This is a genomic window from Actinophytocola oryzae (assembly GCF_004364325.1).
Taxonomy (GTDB): Bacteria; Actinomycetota; Actinomycetes; order Mycobacteriales; family Pseudonocardiaceae; genus Actinophytocola; species Actinophytocola oryzae.
Genome location: NZ_SOCP01000004.1, coordinates 701099 through 722909, shown reverse-complemented (window position 1 = coordinate 722909; position 21811 = coordinate 701099). Strand labels below are relative to the sequence as shown.

Sequence of the window (21811 nt, the reverse complement as noted above, 5' to 3'; positions counted from 1 at the left end):
TTCTGCTTCGAGGCGGCGTCACGACGAAGGATCTCACTTGACGGGTTCATCCACGGCCAAGCCAGACAAGTTCGCCATCATCGGCATCGGTTGTCGCCTACCGGGAGGGGCGTCGGACCACCGGAAGTTCTGGCAGAACCTGGTCGACGGCAAGGACTGCATCGAGCCGACTCCGGCCGACCGGTACGACGTCACCACCCTGGGCAGCCGGGACAAGGCCAAGGCGGGCAGGCTGGTCGGCGGCAGAGGCGGCTACATCGACGGCTTCGACGAGTTCGAACCGACCTTCTTCGGCATCAGCCCCCGCGAGGCCGGATACATGGACCCGCAGCAGCGCAAGCTGCTGGAGGTGACCTGGGAGGCACTCGAGGACGGCGGCCAGCGTCCCGCCGACCTCGCGGGCGGTGACGTCGGCGTGTTCGTCGGCGCGTTCACCCTGGACTACAAGATCGTCCAGTTCGCCGACCTCGGCTTCGAGACACTGGCCGCGCACACCGCCACCGGCACGATGATGACGATGGTGTCGAACCGCATCTCGCACTGCTTCGACTTCCGCGGCCCCAGCGTCTCCCTCGACAGCGCGTGCAGCTCCTCACTGGTCGCGGTGCACCTCGCCTGTCAGAGCCTGCGCAGCGGTGAGACCGACCTCGCGCTCGCGGGCGGCACGCTGCTGCACATGACGCCGCAGTACACGATCGCCGAGACCAAGGGCGGCTTCCTGTCCCCCGAGGGCCGCTCGCGCACCTTCGACGCGGCGGCGAACGGCTACGTGCGGGCCGAGGGCGTCGCCATGGTCGCGATCAAGCGGCTGGCCGACGCCCTGCGCGACGACGACCCGATCCACGCGGTGATCATCGGCAGCGGCGTCAACCAGGACGGCCGCACCGACGGCATCACCGTGCCGAGCGCCGAGGCCCAGGTCAGCCTGATCCGCAAGGTGTGCGGCGAGGCGGGCATCTCCCCTGGCGACCTGCAGTACGTCGAGGCACACGGCACCTCGACCCCCGTCGGTGACCCGATCGAGGCGAACGCACTCGGTCGCGCGCTGGCCATCGGCCGAGCGAAGGACGCGGGCTGCTACGTCGGTTCGGTCAAGACCAACATCGGCCACACCGAGTCCGCGGCCGGTATCGCCGGGCTGATCAAGACCGCCCTGGCGCTCGAGCACCGGCTCATCCCGGCGCACATCAACCTCGAACGGGTCAACCCCGACATCGACCTCGAGTCGATGCCCTTCGACATCCCGACCGAGGCGACCGCGTGGCCCGCCCACGAGGGCCCCGCGCGTGCCGGGGTGAACTCCTTCGGCTTCGGCGGCACCAACGCGCACGTCCTGCTCGAGGAACCACCCGGACGGGTCACCGAAAGGCCGGCAGCCCAGGAGCGGCCCGGCTACGCGGTTCTGCCGCTGTCCACCCGCGACCCGGCCGGGCTACCCGAGCTGGCCGAGGGCCTCCGCCGCGAGCTGGCCCGCGAAGGCGTGTCCCTCGCCGACCTCGGCCACACCCTGGCCCACCGCCGCCAGCACCTGGAGTCGCGGCTGTCGGTCGTGTACTCCACGCGCGAGTCGCTCGACGACGCACTCGCGGCGGTCGAGCGCGGCGAGCCACACCCGAGGGTGCTCCAGGACCGGGTGCTCGACGTGCCGCAACGGCGGGTGGTGTGGGTGTTCACCGGCATGGGCCCGCAGTGGTGGGCGATGGGCCGGCAGCTCTACGAGACCGAGCCGGTCTACCGGGACGTCATCGACCGCTGCGACCGGGAGATGCGCAGGATCGCGGACTTCTCCCTGATCGACGAGCTGAACGCCGACGAGGCCGACTCGGCCATGGCGCAGACCTGGCTCGCGCAGACCGCCAACTTCGCGCTCCAGATCGGCCTCGCCGCGCTGTGGCGTGCCAACGGCGTCACCCCGGACGCCATCGTCGGGCACAGCACCGGCGAGGTCGCCGCCTTCTACGAGGCGGGGGTCTACAGCCTGGCGGACGCGGTCCGCGTGACCGTGCACCGCAGCCGGTTGCAGCAACGCCTCGTCGGCACGGGCACCATGCTCGCGGTCAGCCTCGGCGAGGAGGAGGCCACGCGCCTCGTCCGGCCCTTCGGCGACCGCGTGTCGCTGGCCGCCGTGAACAGCCCCACCTCCACCACCCTCGCGGGTGACGAGGACGCACTCGCCGAGATCGCCTCGGAGCTGCGGACGAAACAGGTCTTCAACCGCCTCCTCTCCGTCCAGGTGCCCTACCACAGCGCGCACATGGACCGGATCAAGGACGAGCTGCTGTCCTCATTGGACGGACTGGCGCCACGACGCGCCGAGGTGCCGCTCTACCTGACCGGCCGCGACGGCGTGGCCCACGGCACGGAGCTGGGCGCCGAGTACTGGTGGGACAACGTCCGCGACCACGTGCGCTTCAACGCCGCGGTCGACCGGCTCGTCGACGACGGCTTCCGCCTGTTCCTCGAGATCGGCCCGCACCCGGTGCTCGCGCACTCCATCAGGGAGATCCTCGAGGGCCACGGCGTCACCGGCCACGTCGTACCCTCGATCCGGCGCCAGGAGGACGAGACCGAGCGCTTCGCCCTGTCCGTCGCCGCACTGCACAACCTCGGCGTCGAGGTCGACTGGCAGGCACTGCAACCCACCGGGAGGCCGGTGCCGCTGCCTCGCTACCCGTGGCGCCGCGACCGGTACTGGGTCGAGCCGAAGCCCGTCGAACAGATCCGCCTCGGCCGACGCGACCACCCGCTGCTGGGTCGGCGCATGGCCAGTGCGGAGCCGACCTGGGAGGCGCGGCTGGACGTCGAGGCCATGCCGTACCTGGAGGACCACCGCATCCAGGGCAACGTGCTCTTCCCCGCCGCAGGCTACCTGGAGATGGCCACGCAGGCCGTGCTGGCCATGACCGGTGGCACCGGGGCCACCCTCGCCGAGATCCGCCTGCGCAAGGCGTTGTTCCTGTCCGACACCGAGACCAGGGCAGTGCGGCTGGGGTTCTCCTCGGAGGACGCCGCCTTCACCATCGCCACGGCCACCGACGAGACACAGGACCGCGTGGTGCACGCCAGTGGCGTCGTCCGCGTCGGGCAACACCGGCCGGTGGGCACCGGGCTCGACATGACGCGTGTGCGGGCCCGCGCCGAGCAGTACCTCGACGGGCCCGCCTGCTACACCGCCCTCGCCGAGCTCGGCTACCACTACGGCCCTGCCTTCCAGGGCATACAGGAGGTCTGGATCGGCCGGGACGAGGCACTGGCCCGCATCGCGCCCACCGAGGCCGTCGAGGCCGACGCCGAGGGCCACCACTTCCACCCGGTGCTGCTCGACGCGTCGTTCCAGACGCTGCTGACCCCGCTCCTCCTGGCCGGACGCGACGACGGCGACACGGGCATCCGGCTGCCGATGTCCATCGACGAGATGCGGGTCGACCGCGTCGGGAACCAGCCGCTGTGGGTGCACGCGGCCATCACCGGCCGCGGCACGGACGAACTGGTCGGCGACATCACCGTCTACGCCGACGACGGCACACCGCTCGGCCGTGTCACCGGCTTCCGCGCCACCGACGTGGAGAAGGCGGCCACGACCGTCGGCACCGGCACGATCGACAACTGGCTCGCCGAGCTGACCTGGACCGAACGACCACCACTCGAGGAGCAGGACCCGGGCGGGAACTGGCTGGTCCTCGCCGACTCCGGCGGACTCGCCGAGCGGTTCGCGACCCTCGTCGCCGACCGCGGCGGCAGCTGCCACCTCGTGCGCCCCGGCCACCGCTACCGGTTCGGGCGCCACGAGTCCACGGTCACGCCGGGCTCGGCCGAGGACCTCGAGCGCCTGCTCGCCGACCTCGAGGACCAGGACGGCGCCGGGTTCGACGCCGTGGTCCACCTGTGGAACCTCGACCTGCCCCCGCTGGCCGACCTGACCAGGGACGAGATCGACCGGCACACCAGCCTCGGCGGCTACTCACTCGTCACGCTGGCGCAGACCATGCTGGCCAGGCGCCTTGGCGGCAGGCTGCACGTGGTCACCAGGGGCACCCAGGCCGTCGAGCCGGGTGCGCCGGTCGAGCCACTCGGTGCCAGGGCGTGGGGCATCGGACGCGTGTTGTGGTACCAGGAACTGGCCACACAGCACGGCAAGCTCGTCGACCTCGACCCGACCGCGCCGGCCGGCCCCGCTTCCCTGCTGGCAGAGGCCGAGGCACTGCTGCGTGAGCTGTCCTCGACCGACGAGGACGAGATCGCCCTGCGCGGTACGCGTCGGCTCACCAGCAGGCTGCTGCCCGTCACCGACCTCACCAGACCGCTGCCGCCACGGCTGCGGCCGGACGGCAGCTACCTGGTCACGGGCGCGTTCGGCGCGTTGGGCAGGGTGCTGTGCCGCACGCTGGTCGCACGCGGCGCCCGGCGGCTCATCCTGGTCGGCCGCACCAGGCTGCCCGAACGAGCCGGGTGGGGCACCCTGGACCCCGACTCCCCCGCGGGCCGCGCCGTGGCGTTCGTCCGGGAGCTGGAGTCCAGGGGCGCGCAGCCGATCCTGGCGCCGCTGGACATCACCGACGAGGACCAGCTGGTCGACTGGCTCGCCGACTACCGCCGAGGCCAGGCACCGCCGATCCGCGGCGTCTTCCACCTCGCGGGCCAGGTCCGCGACACGCCGGTGCCCGACATGGACCGGCAGGCGTTCGACGCGGCACACGACCCGAAGGTCGTCGGCGGCTGGCTGCTGCACCGCCACCTGCGGGACGAGCCGCTGGAGCACTTCGTGCTCTTCGCGTCGATCGCCTCGCTGCTCACCACCGCGGGCCAGACCAACTACGCCGCGGGCAACGCCTTCCTCGACGCGCTGGCCCACCACCGGCGTGCCTCGGGGCTGCCCGCGCTGAGCATCGACTGGGGCCCGTGGGCCACCGGCATGATCGAGGAGCTGGGGCTCATCGGCCACTACCGCGACAGCCGGGGCATGAGCTCGCTGTCGCCGGACGCGGGCATGGCCGTGCTGGAACGCGTCATCGGCCAGGACCGGGCGCAGCTGCTGGTGGCCACAGTGGACGACTGGCCGGTCTTCCTGTCCTGGTACCCGTCGCCGCCGCCGCTGGTCGCCGAGCTGGCGACGTCGACGCGGGCCGCCGAACCCGCGGACTGCGGCTTCCTGGAGGTCTTCCGGGAGGCGGACGCGGACAAGCGCAGGACGCTCGTGGTCGAGCAGTTCACCGCGCTGGTCTCCAGCGTGCTGCGGGTCCCAGTGGAGCAGGTCGAACCGGCGGGGAACCTCACCTCGGTGGGCCTGGACTCGCTGCTGGCCATGGAGCTGCGCGCCAAGGTCAACACCGTGCTCGGCGTGACGCTGCCGCTGGTGGCGTTGCTGAGCGGGACCAGCGTCGACGAGCTGGTCGAGCAGCTGCACGCCGGTCTGCTCGACCTGGTGTCGGCCGACGACGCGGCCGAGTCCTCGTCGGTGACCGTGTACACCGACCGGAGCCGGTTCCCGCTGACGCAGAACCAGAAGGCGCTGTGGTTCCTCAAGCAGCTCAACCCCGACGGCTTCGCCTACAACATCGGCGGCGCGGTCGAGATGCACGTCGAGCTGGACCCCGAGCTGATGTTCGAGGCGGTGCGCGCGATGGTGGCCCGCCACCCGAGCCTGCGCACGAACTTCGTGCTGGAGGAAGGGCAGGCGAGCCAGCGCGTGGCCGACGAGGCCGTGGTCGACGTCGGCATGGTCGACGTGCAGGACCGGAGCTGGGACGAGATCTACCGGATGATCATCGAGGAGTACCGCAAACCCTACGACCTCGAGACCGATCCCCTGCTGCGCTTCCGGCTGTTCAAGCGCGGCCCGGACCGCTGGGTGATGATGAAGGCGGTCCACCACATCATCTCCGACGCCGTCTCGACGTTCACGTTCATCGAGGAGCTGCTGGCCGTCTACGAGGGTCTGCGGCGGGGCGAGCGGGTGGAGCTGCCGGAGCCTGCCGCGTACTACCTGGACTTCCTCAACTGGCAGAACCGCTTCCTCGCGAGTCCGGACGCGGGCCGGATGCTGGAGTACTGGCGCGGCCACCTGCCCGCCGAGGTCCCGAGCCTGAACCTGCTCACCGACAAACCGAGGCCGGTCGTGCAGACGCACAACGGCGCCTCGGAGTTCTTCGTGCTCGACCGCGCGCTCAGCGCCAGGGTGCGTGCCCTGGCCCGCGAGCACAACGTCACCGTGTTCATGGTGCTGCTGGCCGCCTACTACGTCATGCTGCACCGCTACTCCGGCCAGGACGACATCATCGTCGGCAGCCCGGTGACCGGCCGGACCCGCAAGGAGTTCGACTCGGTCTACGGCTACCTCGTCAACCCGCTGCCGCTGCGGGCGGACCTCTCCGGTGAGCCGACCATCGCCGAGCTGATCGCCCAGGTCCAGACGACCGTCCTCAACGGACTGGACAACCAGGAGTACCCGTTCGTGCTGATGGTCGAGAAGCTCGGCCTGCGCCACGACCCGAGCCGCTCCGCGGTGTTCCAGGCGATGTTCATCCTGCTGGCGCACAAGGTGGCCACCGAGAAGTACGGCTACCGGCTGGAGTACATCGAGCTGCCGGAGGAGGAGGGCCAGTTCGACCTGACGCTCTCGGCCTACGAGGACGAGGCGGACCAGCGCTTCCACTGCGTGTTCAAGTACAACACCGACCTGTTCCTCGCCGACACCGTGCGGCGGATGTCGACGCACTACGTCAACCTGCTGACCGAGCTGACCGAGCGGCCGGGCACCGACCCGATCGACCGGCTCGGCATGCTGGCCCCGGCCGAGCGTGACGTGGTCCTCGGCGAGTGGAGCGGCGCGGCCCGCCGGATCCCCGCCGAGGCCACCGTGCCCGCGATGGTCAGCAGGGTCGCGGAGCGCACGCCGGACGCGGTCGCGGTGTCGGCGCCCGGCACGGACGACACCACCCGGCAGCTGACCTACGGCGAGGTCGACCGGCGCTCCACCGAGCTGGCACGGCGGCTGCACCGGCTGGGCGTGCGCGACGGTGCCGTCGTGGCGCTGTGCCTCGACAAGTCGCCGGAGCTGGTGGTCACCCTCCTGGCCGTGCTGAAGGCGGGCGGCGCCTACCTGCCGCTCGACCCGGAGTACCCGGCCGACCGCCTGTCCTACATGGTCGAGGTGGCGGGCGCGCGCCTGGTCGTGGTCGACGAGGCCGAGCACGAACGGCTCAGCGGGCTCGCCGAGCGCGTGCTCACCGTGGCCGACCTGGACATCGGCAACGTCTCGGGGGTGGAGCTGGCCCCGGTGCGGATGGACCAGACCGCCTACGTCATCTACACCTCCGGCTCGACGGGCAGGCCCAAGGCGGTCCGGGTCACCCATCGCAACCTGGCGTCGGTCCAGGCGGGCTGGCGCGAGGAGTACCGCCTGGACACCGACGTCCGGGTGCACCTGCAGATGGCCAGCCCCGCCTTCGACGTGTTCACCGGGGACCTGGTCCGCGCACTGTGCTCGGGCGCGACCCTGGTGCTGGCCGACCACGAGCTGCTGTTCGACACCGCACGCCTGTACACGACGATGGTGACCGAGCGGGTCGACTGCGCCGAGTTCGTGCCCGCCATCGTGCGCGGTCTGATGTCCTACTGCGAGCGCCACGACCGGCGGCTGGACTTCATGCGCCTGATGATCGTGGGTTCCGACACCTGGAAGGTCGCCGAGTACCAACGCCTTCGCGCGCTCTGCGGCCCGGACACGCGGGTGGTCAACTCCTACGGCGTGAGCGAGGCGACCATCGACACGACCTACTTCGAGGGCCCGGTCGACGAACTGGAGCCCAGTAGGACAGTCCCGATCGGACGGCCGTTCCCCAACAGCGCCGTCTACCTCCTCGACGAACGGGGCGAGCCGGTGCCCGCGGGCATCCCCGGCGAGCTGTGGGTCGGCGGGACGGGCGTGTCCGAGGGTTACGTCGGCAGCCAGGAGCAGACCGCCAAGCGCTTCGTCACCCGCGACCTGGACGGCGAACCGATGCGCCTGTACCGCACCGGCGACCTGGCCAGGTGGACCGCGGCGGGCGAGCTCGAGCTGCTCGGTCGCGCGGACAGCCAGGTCAAGGTCCGCGGCCACCGCGTCGAGATCGGCGAGATCGAGACCCGCCTGGCCGGCTGGCCCGGCCTCGCCCAGGCGGTGGTCGCGATGCGGCCCGACGGCAGGGGCGAGGACGTGCTGTGCGCCTACTACGTCCCGCAGCCCGGCACCGAGCTGAACCGGCGCGAGCTGCGTGCGCACCTGGCGGGCTACCTGCCCACGTTCATGATCCCGTCCTACTTCGTCGAGATGCCGGGCCTGCCGCTGACGCCCAACGGCAAGGTCGACGTCGCCGCTCTGCCCGCCCCGCGTGCCGAGGCCGACGAGCAGGAGTACGAGGCACCCGTGACCTTCTACGAGGTCCGCATGGTCGAGCGCTGGAAGGCACTGCTCGGCCTGGACCAGGTCGGTCTGCGGCACGACTTCTTCGAGGTGGGCGGCAGCTCCATCAAGCTCATCGAGCTGATCTACGCCCTCCAGGCCGAGTTCTCCGTCGCGATCCCGGTGAGCCAGCTGTTCAAGATCACCACGCTGCACGGCATGGCCAGGGCCGTCGAGCTGATGGTCAACGGCCGCATCGGCAGCGCGGAGCCGTACCTGACGTTCAACGCCGGTCAGGGCGACCCGGTGTTCTGCTTCCCGCCCGCGGGCGGGCACGGCCTGGTGTACCGCACGTTCGCGACACACCTGCGGGAACACGAGTTCGTGTCGTTCAACTACCTCGCGGGCGAGGACAAACCCGCGCGCTTCGCCGACCTGGTGGAGTCCGCGTACCCGCAGGGGCCGTGCACGGTGCTCGGCTACTCCCTCGGCGGCAACATCGCCTTCGAGGTGGCCAAGGAGCTGGAACGGCGTGGCAGGACCGTGTCCCACGTGGTGATCATCGACTCGCACCGCATCCCGGAGGCCATCGACCTCGGCGCCGAGTACGACGAGTACTTCGCGTTGTTCGAGCAGGAGCTGGGTGAGCACCTGCGCAGGCACACCGGGTCGGAGACGGTCGTCCAGGACACGCTCGACCAGGCGAGGGAGTACATCCACTACTGCGCCCGCACCCCCAACCTCGGCACGGTCACCGCGCCGGTCACGCTCGTCTCCGACCGGGACAAGGTGGACACCTACGACGCGGGCGAGCACGGCAGCTGGCACGGCAGCTCCGCGACGGGCACCCGGGTGGTCCGCGGCCACGGCACCCACGCCGAGATGCTCGACAAGGACCACGCCGAGGCCAACGCCGCCGTCGTCCGGGAGATCATGGCCGCCAAGGAGGCCACCAATGCCCCGTGACGACGGCCGGGGCGACGCCCCGTCGGTGATCATCATCGGTGCGGGCGTGTCCGGGATGGCGGCGGGCTGCTACGGCCAGATGAGCGGACTGCGGACCCGCATTCTGGAGAAGCACGTCCTGCCGGGCGGCTGCTGCACCGCGTGGTCGCGCAACGGCTACATCTTCGACTACTGCATCGAGTGGCTGAACGGCACCGCGGCGGGCAACGAGGCCAACCAGGTGTGGCGGGAGCTGGGCGCGCTCGACGGGAAGTCGATCACCACCTACGAGCTGTTCAACCGCGTGGTCGACGTGTCGGGCCGGTCGGTGGACTTCTACACCGATCCCGACCGGCTGGAGAGCCACCTGCTGGCGATCTCGCCGGTGGACGCGCCGCTGATCCGGCGTTTCTGCGCCGACCTGCGGCGGTTCACCAAGGTCGACATCCACCCGTTCCTCACCGCGCCGGCACTTCGCTCGACGCGGGAGCGGCTGACGATGCTGCGCCAGGTGCTGCCGATGTTCCGGCTCTTCTGGCGCAACGGGGCGACCCAGATGCACACGTTCGCCGACAGGTTCCAGGACCCGTTGCTGCGCAAGGGGTTCCGCAACATCTTCTTCCAGGACCCGGAGAACTTCGCCCTCATCCCGTACCTCTACACCATGGCGGGCGCCCACAACGGCAACGTGGGCTTCCCGCAGGGCGGCTCACTGGGCCTGGCCAGGTCGATCGAGGAACGCTACACCTCACTCGGCGGCGTCATCGACTTCCGGGCCAGGGTGGAACGCGTCATCGTGGAGGACGGGCGCGCGGTCGGGGTGCAGATGCGGGGCGGCCGGCGGCACTACGCCGACCACGTCGTGGCGGCCTGCGACGGCTACACGACCCTCCACAAGCTACTCGGCGGCGCGTACACCAACCCCCGCGTCGACAAGCTGTACAACGAGGTCAGGCACCGGCCAGGCGAGATGTTCCCGGCCGTGGTCTCGGCCTTCGTCGGGTTCGGCGGCGACGTCGACGCGAACGAGTCGCACAGCACGACCTACCTGCTGTCCCGTGAGGACGCCGCCCGGCTGCCCGGCAGCCTGCAGGACAGCATCGTCGTACAGCTGCGGTCCCGCTACACCGACGACCTCGCGCCGCCGGGGAGGTCGCTCATCCACTGCACCTACTTCAGCGACTACGACTACTGGAAGTCCCTGCGGTCGACCGACCGCAGGGGCTACTGGGCACGCAAGCAGGACGTGGCCGAGTTCGTCCGGGAGTTCCTGGGCCGCCGCTACCCCGGTCTCGGTGAACGCATCGAGATGGTGAGTGTCGCGACCCCCACCACCACCGAGCGCTACACGGGCAACCACAGGGGCAGCATCGGCGGCTGGAAGTCGCCGGAGGCCGACGACCTGCTGGCGAAGCTCGTCGCCAAGGACCGGATGCGCCTACCCGACCTGTCCGGTTTCCACATGACCGGGCAGTGGGTGGCCGAGAGCGGTCTGATCCGGGCGGCGTCATCCGGCCGGTTCGTCATGCAGTACGTGTGCCAGGAGCTGGGTGTGCCGTTCCAGGCATGGGAAAGCGACGGCGACGAGCCGTGGCACCCGGGAAAGCTCGGCCACCTGCCACAGCTCGACACCTGGCCGGAGCGACAGGCGAGCACCACGTGAACGACAACCGACGACCACTCACCGAGGACACGATGACCGGCCAACGCAAGACAATGATCATCATCGGTGCCGGCCTCGGCGGCCTCTCCACCGGTGCCTACGCGCAGATGAACGGGTACGAGAGCCGCGTCTTCGAGATGCACGAGATCCCCGGCGGCTGCTGCACGGCCTGGGACCGGGGCGCCTTCACCTTCGACTGCTGCATCAGCTGGCTGCTGGGCAGCGGTCCGGGCAACGAGATGCACCAGATCTGGCTGGAGCTGGGTGCCCTGCAGGGCAAGGAGATGCGCAACTTCGACGTGTTCAACATCGTCCGCGCCCCCGACGGCAGGGCGGTGTACTTCTACTCCGACCCGGACCGGCTGGAAGCACACCTGCTGGACATCTCGCCACAGGACGCGAAGCTCGTCCGCGACTTCTGCGACGGCCTGCGCAAGTTCCGCAGGGCACTGGCGGTCTACCCGTTCCTCAAGCCGGTCGGTCTGATGGGCACGCTGGAGCGCTGGCGGATGCTGGCCTCCTTCGTGCCGTTCTTCAACGTGGTCCGCAAGTCCATCACCACGCTGATGACCGACTACTCCGCGAAGTTCAGGGAGCCGCTGCTCCGCGAGGCCTTCAACTACGTGCTCTACGAGAAGCACAAGAACTTCCCGGTCCTGCCGTTCTACTTCCAGCTCGCCACGCACGCCAACCTGTCCGCGGGCGTGCCGGAGGGCGGCTCGCTCGGCCTCGCCCGCTCCATCGAGCAGCGCTACCTCCGCCTCGGCGGCGAGGTGACCTACAACGCCAAGGTCTCGCGCATCCTGGTCGAGAACGACCGGGCGGTGGGCATCCGGCTCGACGACGGCACCGAGCACCGCGCCGACATCGTGGTCTCGGCCGCCGACGGGCGCACCACCATGATGGACTTCCTCGACGGGGCCTACCTCACCGAGGACTACCGCAAGCTCTACACGGAGACCATCGTCGAGCCGGACATGGTGTTCCCCGGGTACGTCTGCCTCTTCCTTGGGCTCGACCGGCCGTTCCCGGAAGGGGACCCGTGCACCACGCACCTGCTCACCGACGAGCAGGCCGCCGACCTGATCGGCATCCGGGACCGCAGCATCAACGTGCAGTTCCGCAGCAGGCACTACCCGGAGCTGTCCGGCGAGAACCAGACCATCCTCTACGTCACCTACTTCGCCGACATCGCGCCGTGGCGCGCGCTGGACGAGGGGCCAGAACAGGTCAGCCGCAAGCGAGCCGGCCAGACGCTGCACACCCTGCCGGTCAAGCACGGCCGGTCGTACTCCGCGGGCAAGCGGCAGGTCCGGCTCGCGCTGCTGGACCTCCTCGAGCAGCGGTACCCGGGGGTGCGGGAGGCCGTCGTGGCCCGCGACCTGTCCACCCCGCTCACCCAGGTCCGCTACACGGGCAACTACGACGGCACGGTGCTCGGCTGGCAGCCGTTCGTGGACAGCGGTGAGACGTTGGAGAAGCTGGTGAAGAAGCACGGCCCCGGGTTGCCGGGACTGGCCGACTTCTACCAGTCGGGCGTGTGGGCCACCACGGGCGGCCTGATCCGTGCCGCGACCGCGGGCAGGCAGGTCATGCAGTTCGTCTGCCGCGACGACGGCAGGGAGTTCACCGCGAGCGTGGACGAGACCGCACCGCCGCCGAAGCAGGTGGTCATCCCGGTCGGGCCTCGGTCCACGCCGCGGCCCGAGGTCACCCCGGAACGCCGGTCGGTCTCGGCACCGATCGGGTGACCGGCGTCGAGGGAGTCGACCCGACGGGGTGGTGGAGCACGCGGGCCAGCACGTCGGTCAGCGTGTCCGTGGGTGCCGGCGAGTCGACGGTGCGCCACGCGACGAAGCCGTCCGGACGGATCAGGGCGGCTCCCTTCCGCCCTATCCCGTAGTGCCGCAGGAGGTCGCCGGACGGGTCCCGCAGGTCGTGACCGACCTGGTAGCAAGGCAGGCGCACGTCGAACCTGCGTGCGACCTCGTCGGCGGCCTCGGCCCAGCCGGTGGCCGCCGGCCCGGCGAACAGCGCGAAGCCCGTGCCGACGAGGTCGAGGGTGGACACCTGGCACCCGTCGTGCTCGACCACCACGTGAGGAGCGCGGGTACCGGGGCGGCCCGACGGGTTCTCGGGGTCCTCCCACGCCTCGGGGTCGCCGCCGGGCTCGCCGAGGAACGCCCCCTCGCGGTAGACGTAGCCGAAGAAGACCCGGTACAGCGAGGCCGTCGTGGGTTTGCACTGCCCCATACCCTGTGCGGCCTGGTAACGCTCGGTGGCCTCGCGGCTGGTCTCCAGAGCCACCGGCAACCGCTCGCTCTCGTAGGTGTCCAACAGCGACTCGCCCGCCACGCCGCGATGGACCATGGCGAGCTTCCAGGCCAGGTTGCACGCGTCCTGTATTCCGGTGGCGGCACCGAACGCCCCACCGGGTGGCATCACGTGCGCCGCGTCGCCCGCGACGAACACGCGTCCGACGCGCATTCGCTCGGCGACCTCGGTGCGAAAGTCCCAGAGACCGTCGGAGACCCGTTCGATCACCAGCGGCAGACCGGGCACGCCGATCGCCGCCTCGAGCAGGCGTACACAGCGTTCCTCCGGGTAGTCGGCGGTGCTCTCACCGTCGGCGACCCGGATCGAGAACCGCCACCGCCGGTCACCGTCCACCGGGACCAGTGCGCCCTGCACCTCGGAGTTGCGCACGCTCAGCGCGATGACCCGGCGCTCCCGCATCTGCTCGCGCAGGTCCGCCCGGAAATGGACCGAGATCAGTCGTCTGAGGACACCCGGTCCGTGCTGGGGGATGCCCATGATCGACCGGACCGTGCTGTACACCCCGTCCGCGGCGACGAGGTGGTCCGTCGAGACCTGGTACTCCCGTTCCCCGACACTGTCGCGCACCAGCGCGGTGACCGAGTCCGGGTTCTCGGTCAGGCCGACGAGTGTCGTGTTGAACCGCACCTCCACGCCGAGCCGCCTGGCGTGCTCGAGCAGCACTGGTTCGAGCTGGTCCTGGTCGATGGACCCCCAGGCACACGGGGACAGGTTCTCGTAACCGTCGAGGATTCCGGTGGGGACCCGGTGGCGCTCCGGCCCTGCGACGGTTTCCGCGTGCGCGACCACGGTGTGGTCGGCGATGGGAGAGCGGACCGCCCGGATCGCGTCCTCCATGCCGACCGCCCGGTACAGCTCCATGACCCTGGGGCTGACCACCCGCATCTTGGGGTCGACCGAGGTACCGGCGTGACGTTCCACGACCATGGCGGGTACGCCGTGGTCTGCGAGGAACACCGCGGCGGACAGGCCGACCGGACCGGCACCCACGATCAACACCGGGATGTCCGTCATTCATCCTCCTTGACTCGAACGGCCCTCGCGCGGGCGCTACCAGGCGACGGGAAGGGCTGCCGGGCCTCGGTTGACCGTGCCGCGGTGCCACTCGACCTCGTCGGGGTGGACGGCGAGCCCGAGGTCGGGACACGCGCGCATCAGGGTGGTGAGCACGACGTCCAGGAGCATCCTGGTGTGGGCGGAGCCGATGCAGTAGTGCGTGCCGTGGCCGAACGCCAGGTGGGGGGCTTCCGCACGGGTGATGTCGAGGCGGTCGGGGTCGGTGAAGACGGCCGGGTCGCGGTTGGCGGCCAGGTAGGACACGTAGACGGGGTCGCCCGCACTGATGAGCGTGTCGCCGACGAGGATGTCCTCGGTCGCGACCCGGAACAGCCCGACGCCGTTGCGCTGCGGGATGAACCGCAGCATCTCCTCGATGGCCGAACCCATCAGGCCGGGGTCCTCACGCAACAGGGTGAACTGGCCCGGGTGCGTCAGCAGGGTGTAGACCATGCCTGCCGCCTGGTTGGGCAGCTGGTCGAACGCGTTGAGGACCATCAGGACGGACAGCGACACCAGCTGCGGCCTGGTCAGCGCGCCCTCGCGTTGCGCGAGCGCCAGCTCGCTGAACAGGTCGTCGTGGGGGTGCTGGACGCGGTAGTCCGCCAGCTCGCCGAAGTAGTCGGCGATCTCCTTCATGGTCGCGCGGCTCTGGTCCGCCGTGTGGTCGCTGGAGAACAGGACCCGACGCCACTGACGCAGACGGTCCAGGTCGTCCTGGGGCACGCCGAGCAGCACGCCGATGGACCGCTCCGGCAACGGGATGGTGAGCTGTGCGACGAGGTCCGCGGGCGGCCCCTGCTCGACCATCGCGCCGATCAGGGCGTCGGCGAGCGCCTGCGTCTCCACGCGCAGGGTGGCCGCCCGCTTCGGCGTGAACGCGTGCGCGATCAGCCGCCGGAGCTTGGTGTGCTCCGGCGGGTCGAACCGGCCGATCCCGGCGGGCGGTGCGATGACGTTCGGCGTCATGCTGGTCACCGGCCTGCCGACGGTCAGCGACCGGCAGAAACGCTGGTCGGACGTCACCTGCTTGACGTAGTCGTACCTGGTGACGAGCCAGGCGTCCTCCTCGCCGAAGCGCATCCGGATCCGCGCGACCGGCTCGTCGCGCACCAGGCGGTGCAGCAGCGGATCCATCTCGAGGCCGTCCAGGTCGTCCACCGGCCAGAAGTGCACGACCCTGTCCTGCTGCGTCTCAGTCACGGGCGGACTCCTGTCCCTTGGCGGTCTTCAGGGGTGTCAGCTGCTCGATGTCGTACCTGGCCCGCAGGTCCGCCACCGCCTCCGGCGTGGCCTGGCCGGAGTCGAGCAGGCCGAGCAGCTCCTCGAAGTAGCGCTCGTGGTCCGGCGGGGGCGCGGCCTGGAAGAGCATGCGGGCCGGACGCCCGGTCGGGTTGGCGAACGCGTGCGGGCAACCGGGCGGCACGAGGATGGCGGTGCCCGCGGTCGCGCGTACGTACCGCTCACCACCGGGTGACTCCCAGTTCCGCCAGTCGTCGGGGGTCCGCGTCCTCGGTTCGAACGCCAGGACGTCGAGCTCGCCGTCGAGGACGTAGAAGAACTCCTCACTGCGGCTGTGCGCGTGCGCACCGACGTCGAAACCGGGCGGTACCACGACTTCGAACGTGGACGCCGTCGGCGAGTGCGCGCCGGTGACCTTGAAGGTGACCTCCTGGGCGGCCGTCCTGATGGTGCGTCCGCCGCCCGGCATGACCACGAGGCCGTCACGTGGGTACACGAGGCTCATGGGGTCACCACTCGACCGGCAGGGCTTCCGGCCCCCGCAGCAGGGAACCGCGCTGCCAGCGCAGCTGCTCCTCGGGGACGGCGAGGCGCAGGGTGGGGAACCGGTCCCAGAGCCCCCGGAGGAGCAGCTCGGACTCGATGCGTGCCAACGTGGACGCCAGACAGTGGTGCGGCCCGTAGCCGAAGGACACGTGCGGGTTGGCGGCACGGTCGAAGTCCAGCTCGTCCGGGTTGGCGAAGACGTCCGGGTCCCGGTTCGCGGTCAGGTAGGACACGTACACCGCCTCGCCGGTGGGGATCAGCACGCCGCCGACCTCGACGTCCTCCATCGCGATGCGGGGCAGCCCGACCGCGTTGCGGTGCGGTATGTACCGCAGCAGCTCCTCGACCGCCTGGGGGACCAGCGCGGGCTCGGCGCGCAGGCGCGCCAGGTGCGCTGGCCGGGTGAGCAGGGCGTAGACCATGTTGGAGCTGTTGTTGCGCACCGCGTGCGCGCCGCCGATCTGGATGAGCACGGCGAGCCCGACGGCCTCGTGAAGGCTGAGCACGTCGCCCTCGACCGCCTCGGCGAGCACACCCGTCAGGTCGTCGTCGGGTTCGCTGCGCCGCCGCTGGATGAACTCCGTGTAGTACTCCCCCATGTTCGCCTTGGCCTGTTCACTGGCCTCGCGCCCACGCGCGGCGGACATGATCGTCTCCGTCCAGGTGCCCATGGCCGCCCGGTCCTCGGCCGGGACGCCCATCAGCCTGCACACCATGGCCATCGGGAACGGCTGGTTGACCCTGGCGACGAGGTCGGTGGGCGGTCCGTCCCGCCACATCGCGTCGAGCAGGCCGTCGAGCACGATCTGCGCCTGGTCACGCAGCCACGGGATCTTGCGTGCCGTGAACGCCCTGGACACCACCCGGCGCATCCGCGTGTGGTCCGGCGGGTCGGCGATGCCCATGGCGCCGTCCATCGGGATGAAGTGCGGTGCGAGCCTGGTGACTGTCCGCCCGTGCAGGGCCGCCCGGCTGAACCTGGGATCGAGCGACACGAAACGCACGTCGTCGTAGCGGGTCGCCAGCCAGGCGTGACCGTCGCCGTAGGGCAGCCGGACCCTGGCGACCGGTTCCTCGTGCAGCAGGCGGGCCAGGAGGGGATCGAAGGAAAGGCCGGGGAGATCCGGTGGGGTCCAGAAGTGGATCGGTTGTGCAACGGTCATGTTGGTCCTTCGCGGCGGGAGGGATTCCATGAGCTCGGAGGCGCTGTCGTGGCCCCAGGACAACGGAATCCCGTGGCCCGGGACGTTCCAAGCGTCCCAGGTGGACACGGAAGCCGCGAGGCGAGAACTGATTACCCCGAAAGTGTCGTCACCCGCCGTTGAATTCACACAACGTCATGTGTTCCCTTTCGGCGCCATCACCGAAGGCCACCTCGAAACGGGCGCGGGCACCACCCCGGCGACTCGCGGGCCGTGGCCGGGGTCGGTGCCGTGCGGCCGACCGCGCGAAGGGAAATCGCCCGAACAGCGCACGATCACCACGAAGGGCGATGTCACAGTCGAGGTAGGAGGTGCGGTCCCGTGCCTAGTGCCGCATCACGCACTGTTCGCAGGGCATGCCGCCGAGGCGGGGCAGCCAGTCCAGGTCGCGGACACGGAGGGTCTCACCGCACTGGGCGGTCAGGAACGTGTCGTTGGGACATGCTTCCAGGAGGAACACGTGCACCACGCGGCGGGACTCGAGCGCTCTGCCCGGCTTGAGCCGGCCGAGGAGTCTTGGCTGGTCGGAATAATCGAGAGGGCTGGGCAGGACCGTGGTCGCCGGGACGCCGTCCCACGGTGTCCGGGGCTGCGCGATCAGCCCGTCGATCCGCCAGACATCGACCTCGGTTGCCGTTCGACCGCCGAACTCCACCACCCGCGCCACCTCCTCCGGTTGCCGTGGGAATAATCTTGATGGATGATTAATCGCACTGTCAAGCACGGTGTTGATCCGCAGTTGATCCACGAGGTGTGACATGGGCAGCTACGAACCGGTTGTTTTCACCAATGTTTTCCCAGCTCGCGGATGGCGGGCCGCGGGGCGGTGCGGCCCGAACGGCGGCAACTGCGTCGAGGTCAACCTCGATGTGCTCGGCCTGGTGGGCTTGCGGGACAGCAAGTCGAGCACGGGCCGGGTGATCGTGCTCGACGGCGGCGGGTGGTTCCCGTTCCTCGACGCGACCAAGTCGGGACGTTTCGACCTCGAGTGACACACCCCCGACGGAATCCGAGATTATTCCGCATACGCGTCTGACCACGGATCATGCGTGGCCGAATCACGAGAACGGCGAAAATCCGCGTCCGGCGCGAGTGGTCTAAAGTAGTCCACTCGTAAAGTTCGGTGTGGAGAGCGGAGACCCGGTGTCCAGCACGGTGACGTCGCGGCGCAGACAGCTCGGCAACGAGGTCCGACGCGCCAGGCTCGCGGCCGGGATGACCCAGCAGGAGGTCGCCGAGTTACTGGGCTGCGGACAGGGGAAGATCAACAAGATCGAGGCGGGCGCGGTCTCGGTCAAGCTGGCGGACCTCAAGCAGATGCTCGACGCCTTCGGGGCGAGCAAGACCGAGGTCGACATGATGATGGAGCTGGCCAGGACCAGCGGCCAGCGCGGCCAGTGGTCCGGCTACCGCTCCGCGGTGCCGCACTGGTTCCGCACCTTCACCGACCTCGAGCCCGCCGCGTCGGAGATCCTCAGCTGGCACGGCGAGCGCATCCCCGGACCACTGCAGTCCGAGCACTACATGCTCAAGCAGTTCAGCGAGGCCCGCGCCACCGACGTCACCGCCCTGGTGCGCAACCGGCTCGAGCGCAGGCAGGTCTTCGGCCTGAAGCGGCCACCGTACTACCGGTTCATCATCGGCGAGGCCGCGTTCCGGCGGATGCCCGGCGGCCCGAGCCCGTCCGTCGCGCTCGACCAGGTGCAGCACCTGCTCGAGCTGGAGCGGCGGTACATGCGTACATTCATCCACGTCCTGCCGTTCGACACCAGGCTGTCCTTCGTGCCGAACGACTTCACGATCATGAGGTTCTCCGACGCCACCAAGGACTTCGTCTTCGTGGAGCACGCGGCGGGCGGGGTCTACATCGACGACGAGGGCGACTTCGAGCTGTTCGTCGACGCGTGGGACCGACTGCGTGGCGCCGCGCTGGAACGCGGCGAGACCACGGAGTTCCTCGAGAAGCTCAGCGGTGACCTCCGCACGCAGATACACATCTGACACGGCGGCGACGAGGCCGGGGCCGACCCGGCGGAAGGACATGACGTGACCGACTCCGAGCAGGACCCCTTCCCTCCCCAGGGGGTCGACCTCGAACACCCCAGTGTCGCCCGCGTGTACGACTGGTACCTCGGCGGAAACGCGAACTGGGCGATCGACCGCGAGTTCGGCGAGCGCGTCCTGACCACGTTCCCCCTGCTGCGACCGATCGCGATCGCCAACCGGCTGTTCCTGAACAGGGTCGTGCGACACCTCGTGCGGCTGGGGGTCCGGCAGTTCGTCGACATCGGCTCCGGCGTCCCGACCATGGGCAACACGCACCAGGTCGCCGACGAGGTGGCCCCGGACTCGCGGGTGGTCTACATCGACTACGAGCCCGTCGCGGTCGCGCACTCCCAGGTCCTGCTCGAGCAGAACGGCGACCCCCGGCGGCACGCGGCGATCAACGCCGACCTGCGCAACCCGGACCGCCTGTGGCAGCGGGTCATCGAGACCGGCGTCATCGACCTCGACGAGCCGGTCGCCCTGCTGGTGATCGCCGTGCTGCACGTCCAGCAGCCCGACACGGACGGCGTCGACGCGGGCCCACGCGCGATCGCCAGGTACCGGGAGCTGCTGCCCGCCGGTTCCTACCTGGCCATCTCCCACATCACCGACGAGGGTGTGCCCACGGACGTCGGCGAGAAGCTGGTCGAGCTCAAGCAGATGTACGACGCGTCGAGCAGCCCGGTGATCTGGCGTGGGCACGACGACATCCGCGAACTGTTCGGCAACTTCGACCTGTTGCCGCCCGGGATGGGCTGGACCCAGGCCTGGCACCCGGAGGACACCGGGCCCACTTCCCCAGTGATCGAGTTCGAACGGCCCAACGAGGCCGTGATCTGGGCAGGTGTCGGCCGCAAGCCGCCGACGCGCTGACGGGTCAGGAGTTCTGACGTCTGGCGAACTCGTCGTTGACGGCCTTCGCCACGGCGGGTGCCAGCAGTGTCGCCAGCCTGTCGACGTCGACGCCTGCCACCTCCAGGGCCGTCACGCGCTTGTCGAGTACCTCGATCATGTTCACCAGGAAGTTGCCGTCAAGGGAGTCGAGGACGGTGGCCGGGGTGGCACCCGGGTGGTCGCCGCCCACCTCGACCACCGCGCCCTCGTCGTCCTTGGCGAAGTAACGCTGGCGGAGCATGCCGAATATCCGGTCGAACAGGTCGCGCTGTTCTTCGTCCGACAAAGACATGAGAAATCCTCCAACCGAGCCGATGCCCTTCAGGACCAGGTTGCGGTCACAGGTGATTCCGCCGACCTTGACCTGGGTGTTGTTGTCCTGCCAGATGTGGGTGTGGGGCGCGACGTCCGAACGGCGTCCCGCCTGCCAGAAATAGGTGGCGTGTCCCACCGCGACGTCCATCGCGTTGCGGAAGCCGTACGCGCCGACGCGGCCGATGCCGAGGACCGAGGCCGCACCGTCCAGATAGGACTTCCACGCCGACGGGTTCGGGAGCGTCGTGCGGTCGTTGGTGAAGAAGATCGGCCCCTGGTAACCGAGATGGTCCGCGCCTGCCAGCGCGCGGCGGGCGTGGGCCCGCCCGACCGAGAAGCCGCCGTCCGACGCGGTCGTCGTCGTCTGCATCACCAGCAGCACCGCGAGACCGGCCGCCAGGTGGCTGCGGTACTCGTTCTGGTCGGTGTGCTTGGTCGCCAACCTGGTCGGGCTGTCGATATATCGGATCACGCCCGTGTAACCGGCGTTCTTGATCGTCGTGCCGTGGAGTCTGTTCGCCGAGTAATCCAGCCAATGGGCCAATGTTCGACCTCCGCTCTGGCTAGTGAGCACATACCTGTGAATCGCTGCCCTTTTGGCGGCCGTGACGGGTACCGCGGATATCGCGGCACACCGGGTCAGAAAAGGCGGCCCTCGTCGGCGGCGGAACGCTCCTCGACGCTCAGCAGGAAACGCTTGTGCTCCATGCCGCCCGCGTACCCCGTCAGGCCGCCGGTCGAGCCGACCACGCGGTGGCAGGGCACCACGATGCTGATCGGGTTCCAGCCGTTCGCGTTGCCGACCGCCTGTGCCGCACCGGGCGCGCCGAGCTCGACCGCGAGTTCGCCGTAGGTCCTGGTCTCCCCGTACGGGATCTTCGTGAGCAGCGCCCAGACCCGCCGCTCGAACTCCGAGCCCCTCGGGGCCAGGTCGAGGTCGAACTCCTGCCTCTCGCCCGCGAAGTACTCGCGGAGCTGCCGGACCGGTGCGTCGAACGCGTCGTCGGCCCTCGGCCCGAGGTCCGGCAGCCTCGGCTTCCTGCGGTGGCCGTCGAAGTACAGACCGACCAGGCCGGTCTCGTCCGCGACGAGCGTGAGGTCGCCGACCGGCGAGCCCGTGACGGTGTGCCGGACGTCCATGGCAGGCAATCTTCCCAGCAGCACGATGCCCCCGGCGGGGCGACC

Annotated in this window: 13 protein-coding genes; 6 read left to right on the top strand and 7 right to left on the bottom strand. The window is 69.9% G+C overall.

Annotated features, from left to right (window positions below; all coding sequences use genetic code 11):
* Positions 1–37: 37 nt before the first annotated feature.
* Genes CLV71_RS14365 through CLV71_RS14355 form a run of 3 tightly spaced genes read left to right on the top strand, consistent with a single transcriptional unit; the run spans position 38 to position 12739 of the window.
* A complete protein-coding gene (locus tag CLV71_RS14365) occupies positions 38–9346 on the top strand; it encodes a non-ribosomal peptide synthetase/type I polyketide synthase (protein WP_133903181.1) in 9309 nt (3102 codons plus the stop codon).
* The gene (locus tag CLV71_RS14360; RefSeq protein ID WP_133903180.1) at positions 9336–10988 is read left to right on the top strand and encodes a phytoene desaturase family protein; all 1653 of its coding nucleotides are present in this window, start codon (positions 9336–9338) and stop codon (positions 10986–10988) included. The genes CLV71_RS14365 and CLV71_RS14360 overlap by 11 nt, the downstream gene beginning before the upstream one ends.
* On the top strand, positions 10985–12739 hold the full coding sequence (locus tag CLV71_RS14355; RefSeq protein WP_243866435.1) for a phytoene desaturase family protein: 1755 nt from the start codon (positions 10985–10987) through the stop codon (positions 12737–12739). The genes CLV71_RS14360 and CLV71_RS14355 overlap by 4 nt, the downstream gene beginning before the upstream one ends.
* Here CLV71_RS14355 and CLV71_RS14350 read toward each other — a convergent pair.
* The 5 genes from CLV71_RS14350 to CLV71_RS14330 all read right to left on the bottom strand — a co-directional run bounded on the left by CLV71_RS14350 (position 12699) and on the right by CLV71_RS14330 (position 18029).
* On the bottom strand, positions 12699–14339 hold the full coding sequence (locus tag CLV71_RS14350; RefSeq protein WP_133903179.1) for an FAD-dependent monooxygenase: 1641 nt from the start codon (positions 14337–14339) through the stop codon (positions 12699–12701). The two genes, CLV71_RS14355 and CLV71_RS14350, sit on opposite strands and share 41 nt — an antisense overlap.
* 36 nt (positions 14340–14375) lie before the next feature.
* Positions 14376–15584, bottom strand: a complete 1209-nt coding sequence (locus CLV71_RS14345) for a cytochrome P450 (RefSeq protein ID WP_133903178.1) — start codon at positions 15582–15584, stop codon at positions 14376–14378.
* Positions 15577–16128 carry a cupin domain-containing protein gene (locus CLV71_RS14340; RefSeq protein ID WP_133903177.1) on the bottom strand — a complete coding sequence of 184 codons (552 nt, stop codon included), beginning with the start codon at positions 16126–16128 and terminating at the stop codon, positions 15577–15579. The genes CLV71_RS14345 and CLV71_RS14340 overlap by 8 nt, the downstream gene beginning before the upstream one ends.
* A 4-nt stretch (positions 16129–16132) precedes the next feature.
* Positions 16133–17332 carry a cytochrome P450 gene (locus CLV71_RS14335; RefSeq protein WP_133903176.1) on the bottom strand — a complete coding sequence of 400 codons (1200 nt, stop codon included), beginning with the start codon at positions 17330–17332 and terminating at the stop codon, positions 16133–16135.
* A 364-nt stretch (positions 17333–17696) separates the two neighbouring features.
* A complete protein-coding gene (locus tag CLV71_RS14330) occupies positions 17697–18029 on the bottom strand; it encodes a hypothetical protein (protein WP_133903175.1) in 333 nt (110 codons plus the stop codon).
* 100 nt (positions 18030–18129) lie between these two features.
* On the opposite strand from CLV71_RS14330, the gene CLV71_RS14325 reads away from it, so the two are divergent.
* The 3 genes from CLV71_RS14325 (at position 18130) to CLV71_RS14315 (ending at position 20290) form a co-directional block, all read left to right on the top strand.
* On the top strand, positions 18130–18363 hold the full coding sequence (locus tag CLV71_RS14325) for a DUF397 domain-containing protein (RefSeq protein ID WP_133903174.1): 234 nt from the start codon (positions 18130–18132) through the stop codon (positions 18361–18363).
* A 151-nt stretch (positions 18364–18514) separates the two neighbouring features.
* Positions 18515–19372: a helix-turn-helix domain-containing protein gene (locus CLV71_RS14320; RefSeq protein WP_133903173.1), complete on the top strand. Its 858-nt coding sequence runs from the start codon at positions 18515–18517 to the stop codon at positions 19370–19372.
* 45 nt (positions 19373–19417) lie between these two features.
* Complete coding sequence (locus CLV71_RS14315; RefSeq protein WP_133903172.1) at positions 19418–20290, top strand: SAM-dependent methyltransferase; 873 nt, start codon at positions 19418–19420, stop codon at positions 20288–20290.
* A 4-nt stretch (positions 20291–20294) separates the two neighbouring features.
* On the opposite strand, the gene CLV71_RS14310 is transcribed toward CLV71_RS14315, so the two are convergent.
* Both CLV71_RS14310 and CLV71_RS14305 read right to left on the bottom strand, forming a co-directional pair.
* The gene (locus CLV71_RS14310) at positions 20295–21200 is read right to left on the bottom strand and encodes a glycoside hydrolase domain-containing protein (protein WP_279588729.1); all 906 of its coding nucleotides are present in this window, start codon (positions 21198–21200) and stop codon (positions 20295–20297) included.
* A 65-nt stretch (positions 21201–21265) separates the two neighbouring features.
* Entirely contained in the window at positions 21266–21766 is a 501-nt protein-coding gene (locus CLV71_RS14305; protein WP_133903170.1) for a methylated-DNA--[protein]-cysteine S-methyltransferase, read from the bottom strand.
* Positions 21767–21811: the final 45 nt, after the last annotated feature.

Excerpts from the sequence above, each read along its gene's own strand:
- CLV71_RS14360 (WP_133903180.1), top strand. The coding sequence starts at position 9,336 with ATGCCCCGTGACGACGGCCGGGGCGACGCCCCGTCGGTGATCATCATC.
- CLV71_RS14350 (WP_133903179.1), bottom strand. The coding sequence starts at position 14,339 with ATGACGGACATCCCGGTGTTGATCGTGGGTGCCGGTCCGGTCGGCCTG.
- CLV71_RS14340 (WP_133903177.1), bottom strand. The coding sequence starts at position 16,128 with ATGAGCCTCGTGTACCCACGTGACGGCCTCGTGGTCATGCCGGGCGGC.
- CLV71_RS14335 (WP_133903176.1), bottom strand. The coding sequence starts at position 17,332 with ATGACCGTTGCACAACCGATCCACTTCTGGACCCCACCGGATCTCCCC.
- CLV71_RS14325 (WP_133903174.1), top strand. The coding sequence starts at position 18,130 with ATGGGCAGCTACGAACCGGTTGTTTTCACCAATGTTTTCCCAGCTCGC.
- CLV71_RS14305 (WP_133903170.1), bottom strand. The coding sequence starts at position 21,766 with ATGGACGTCCGGCACACCGTCACGGGCTCGCCGGTCGGCGACCTCACG.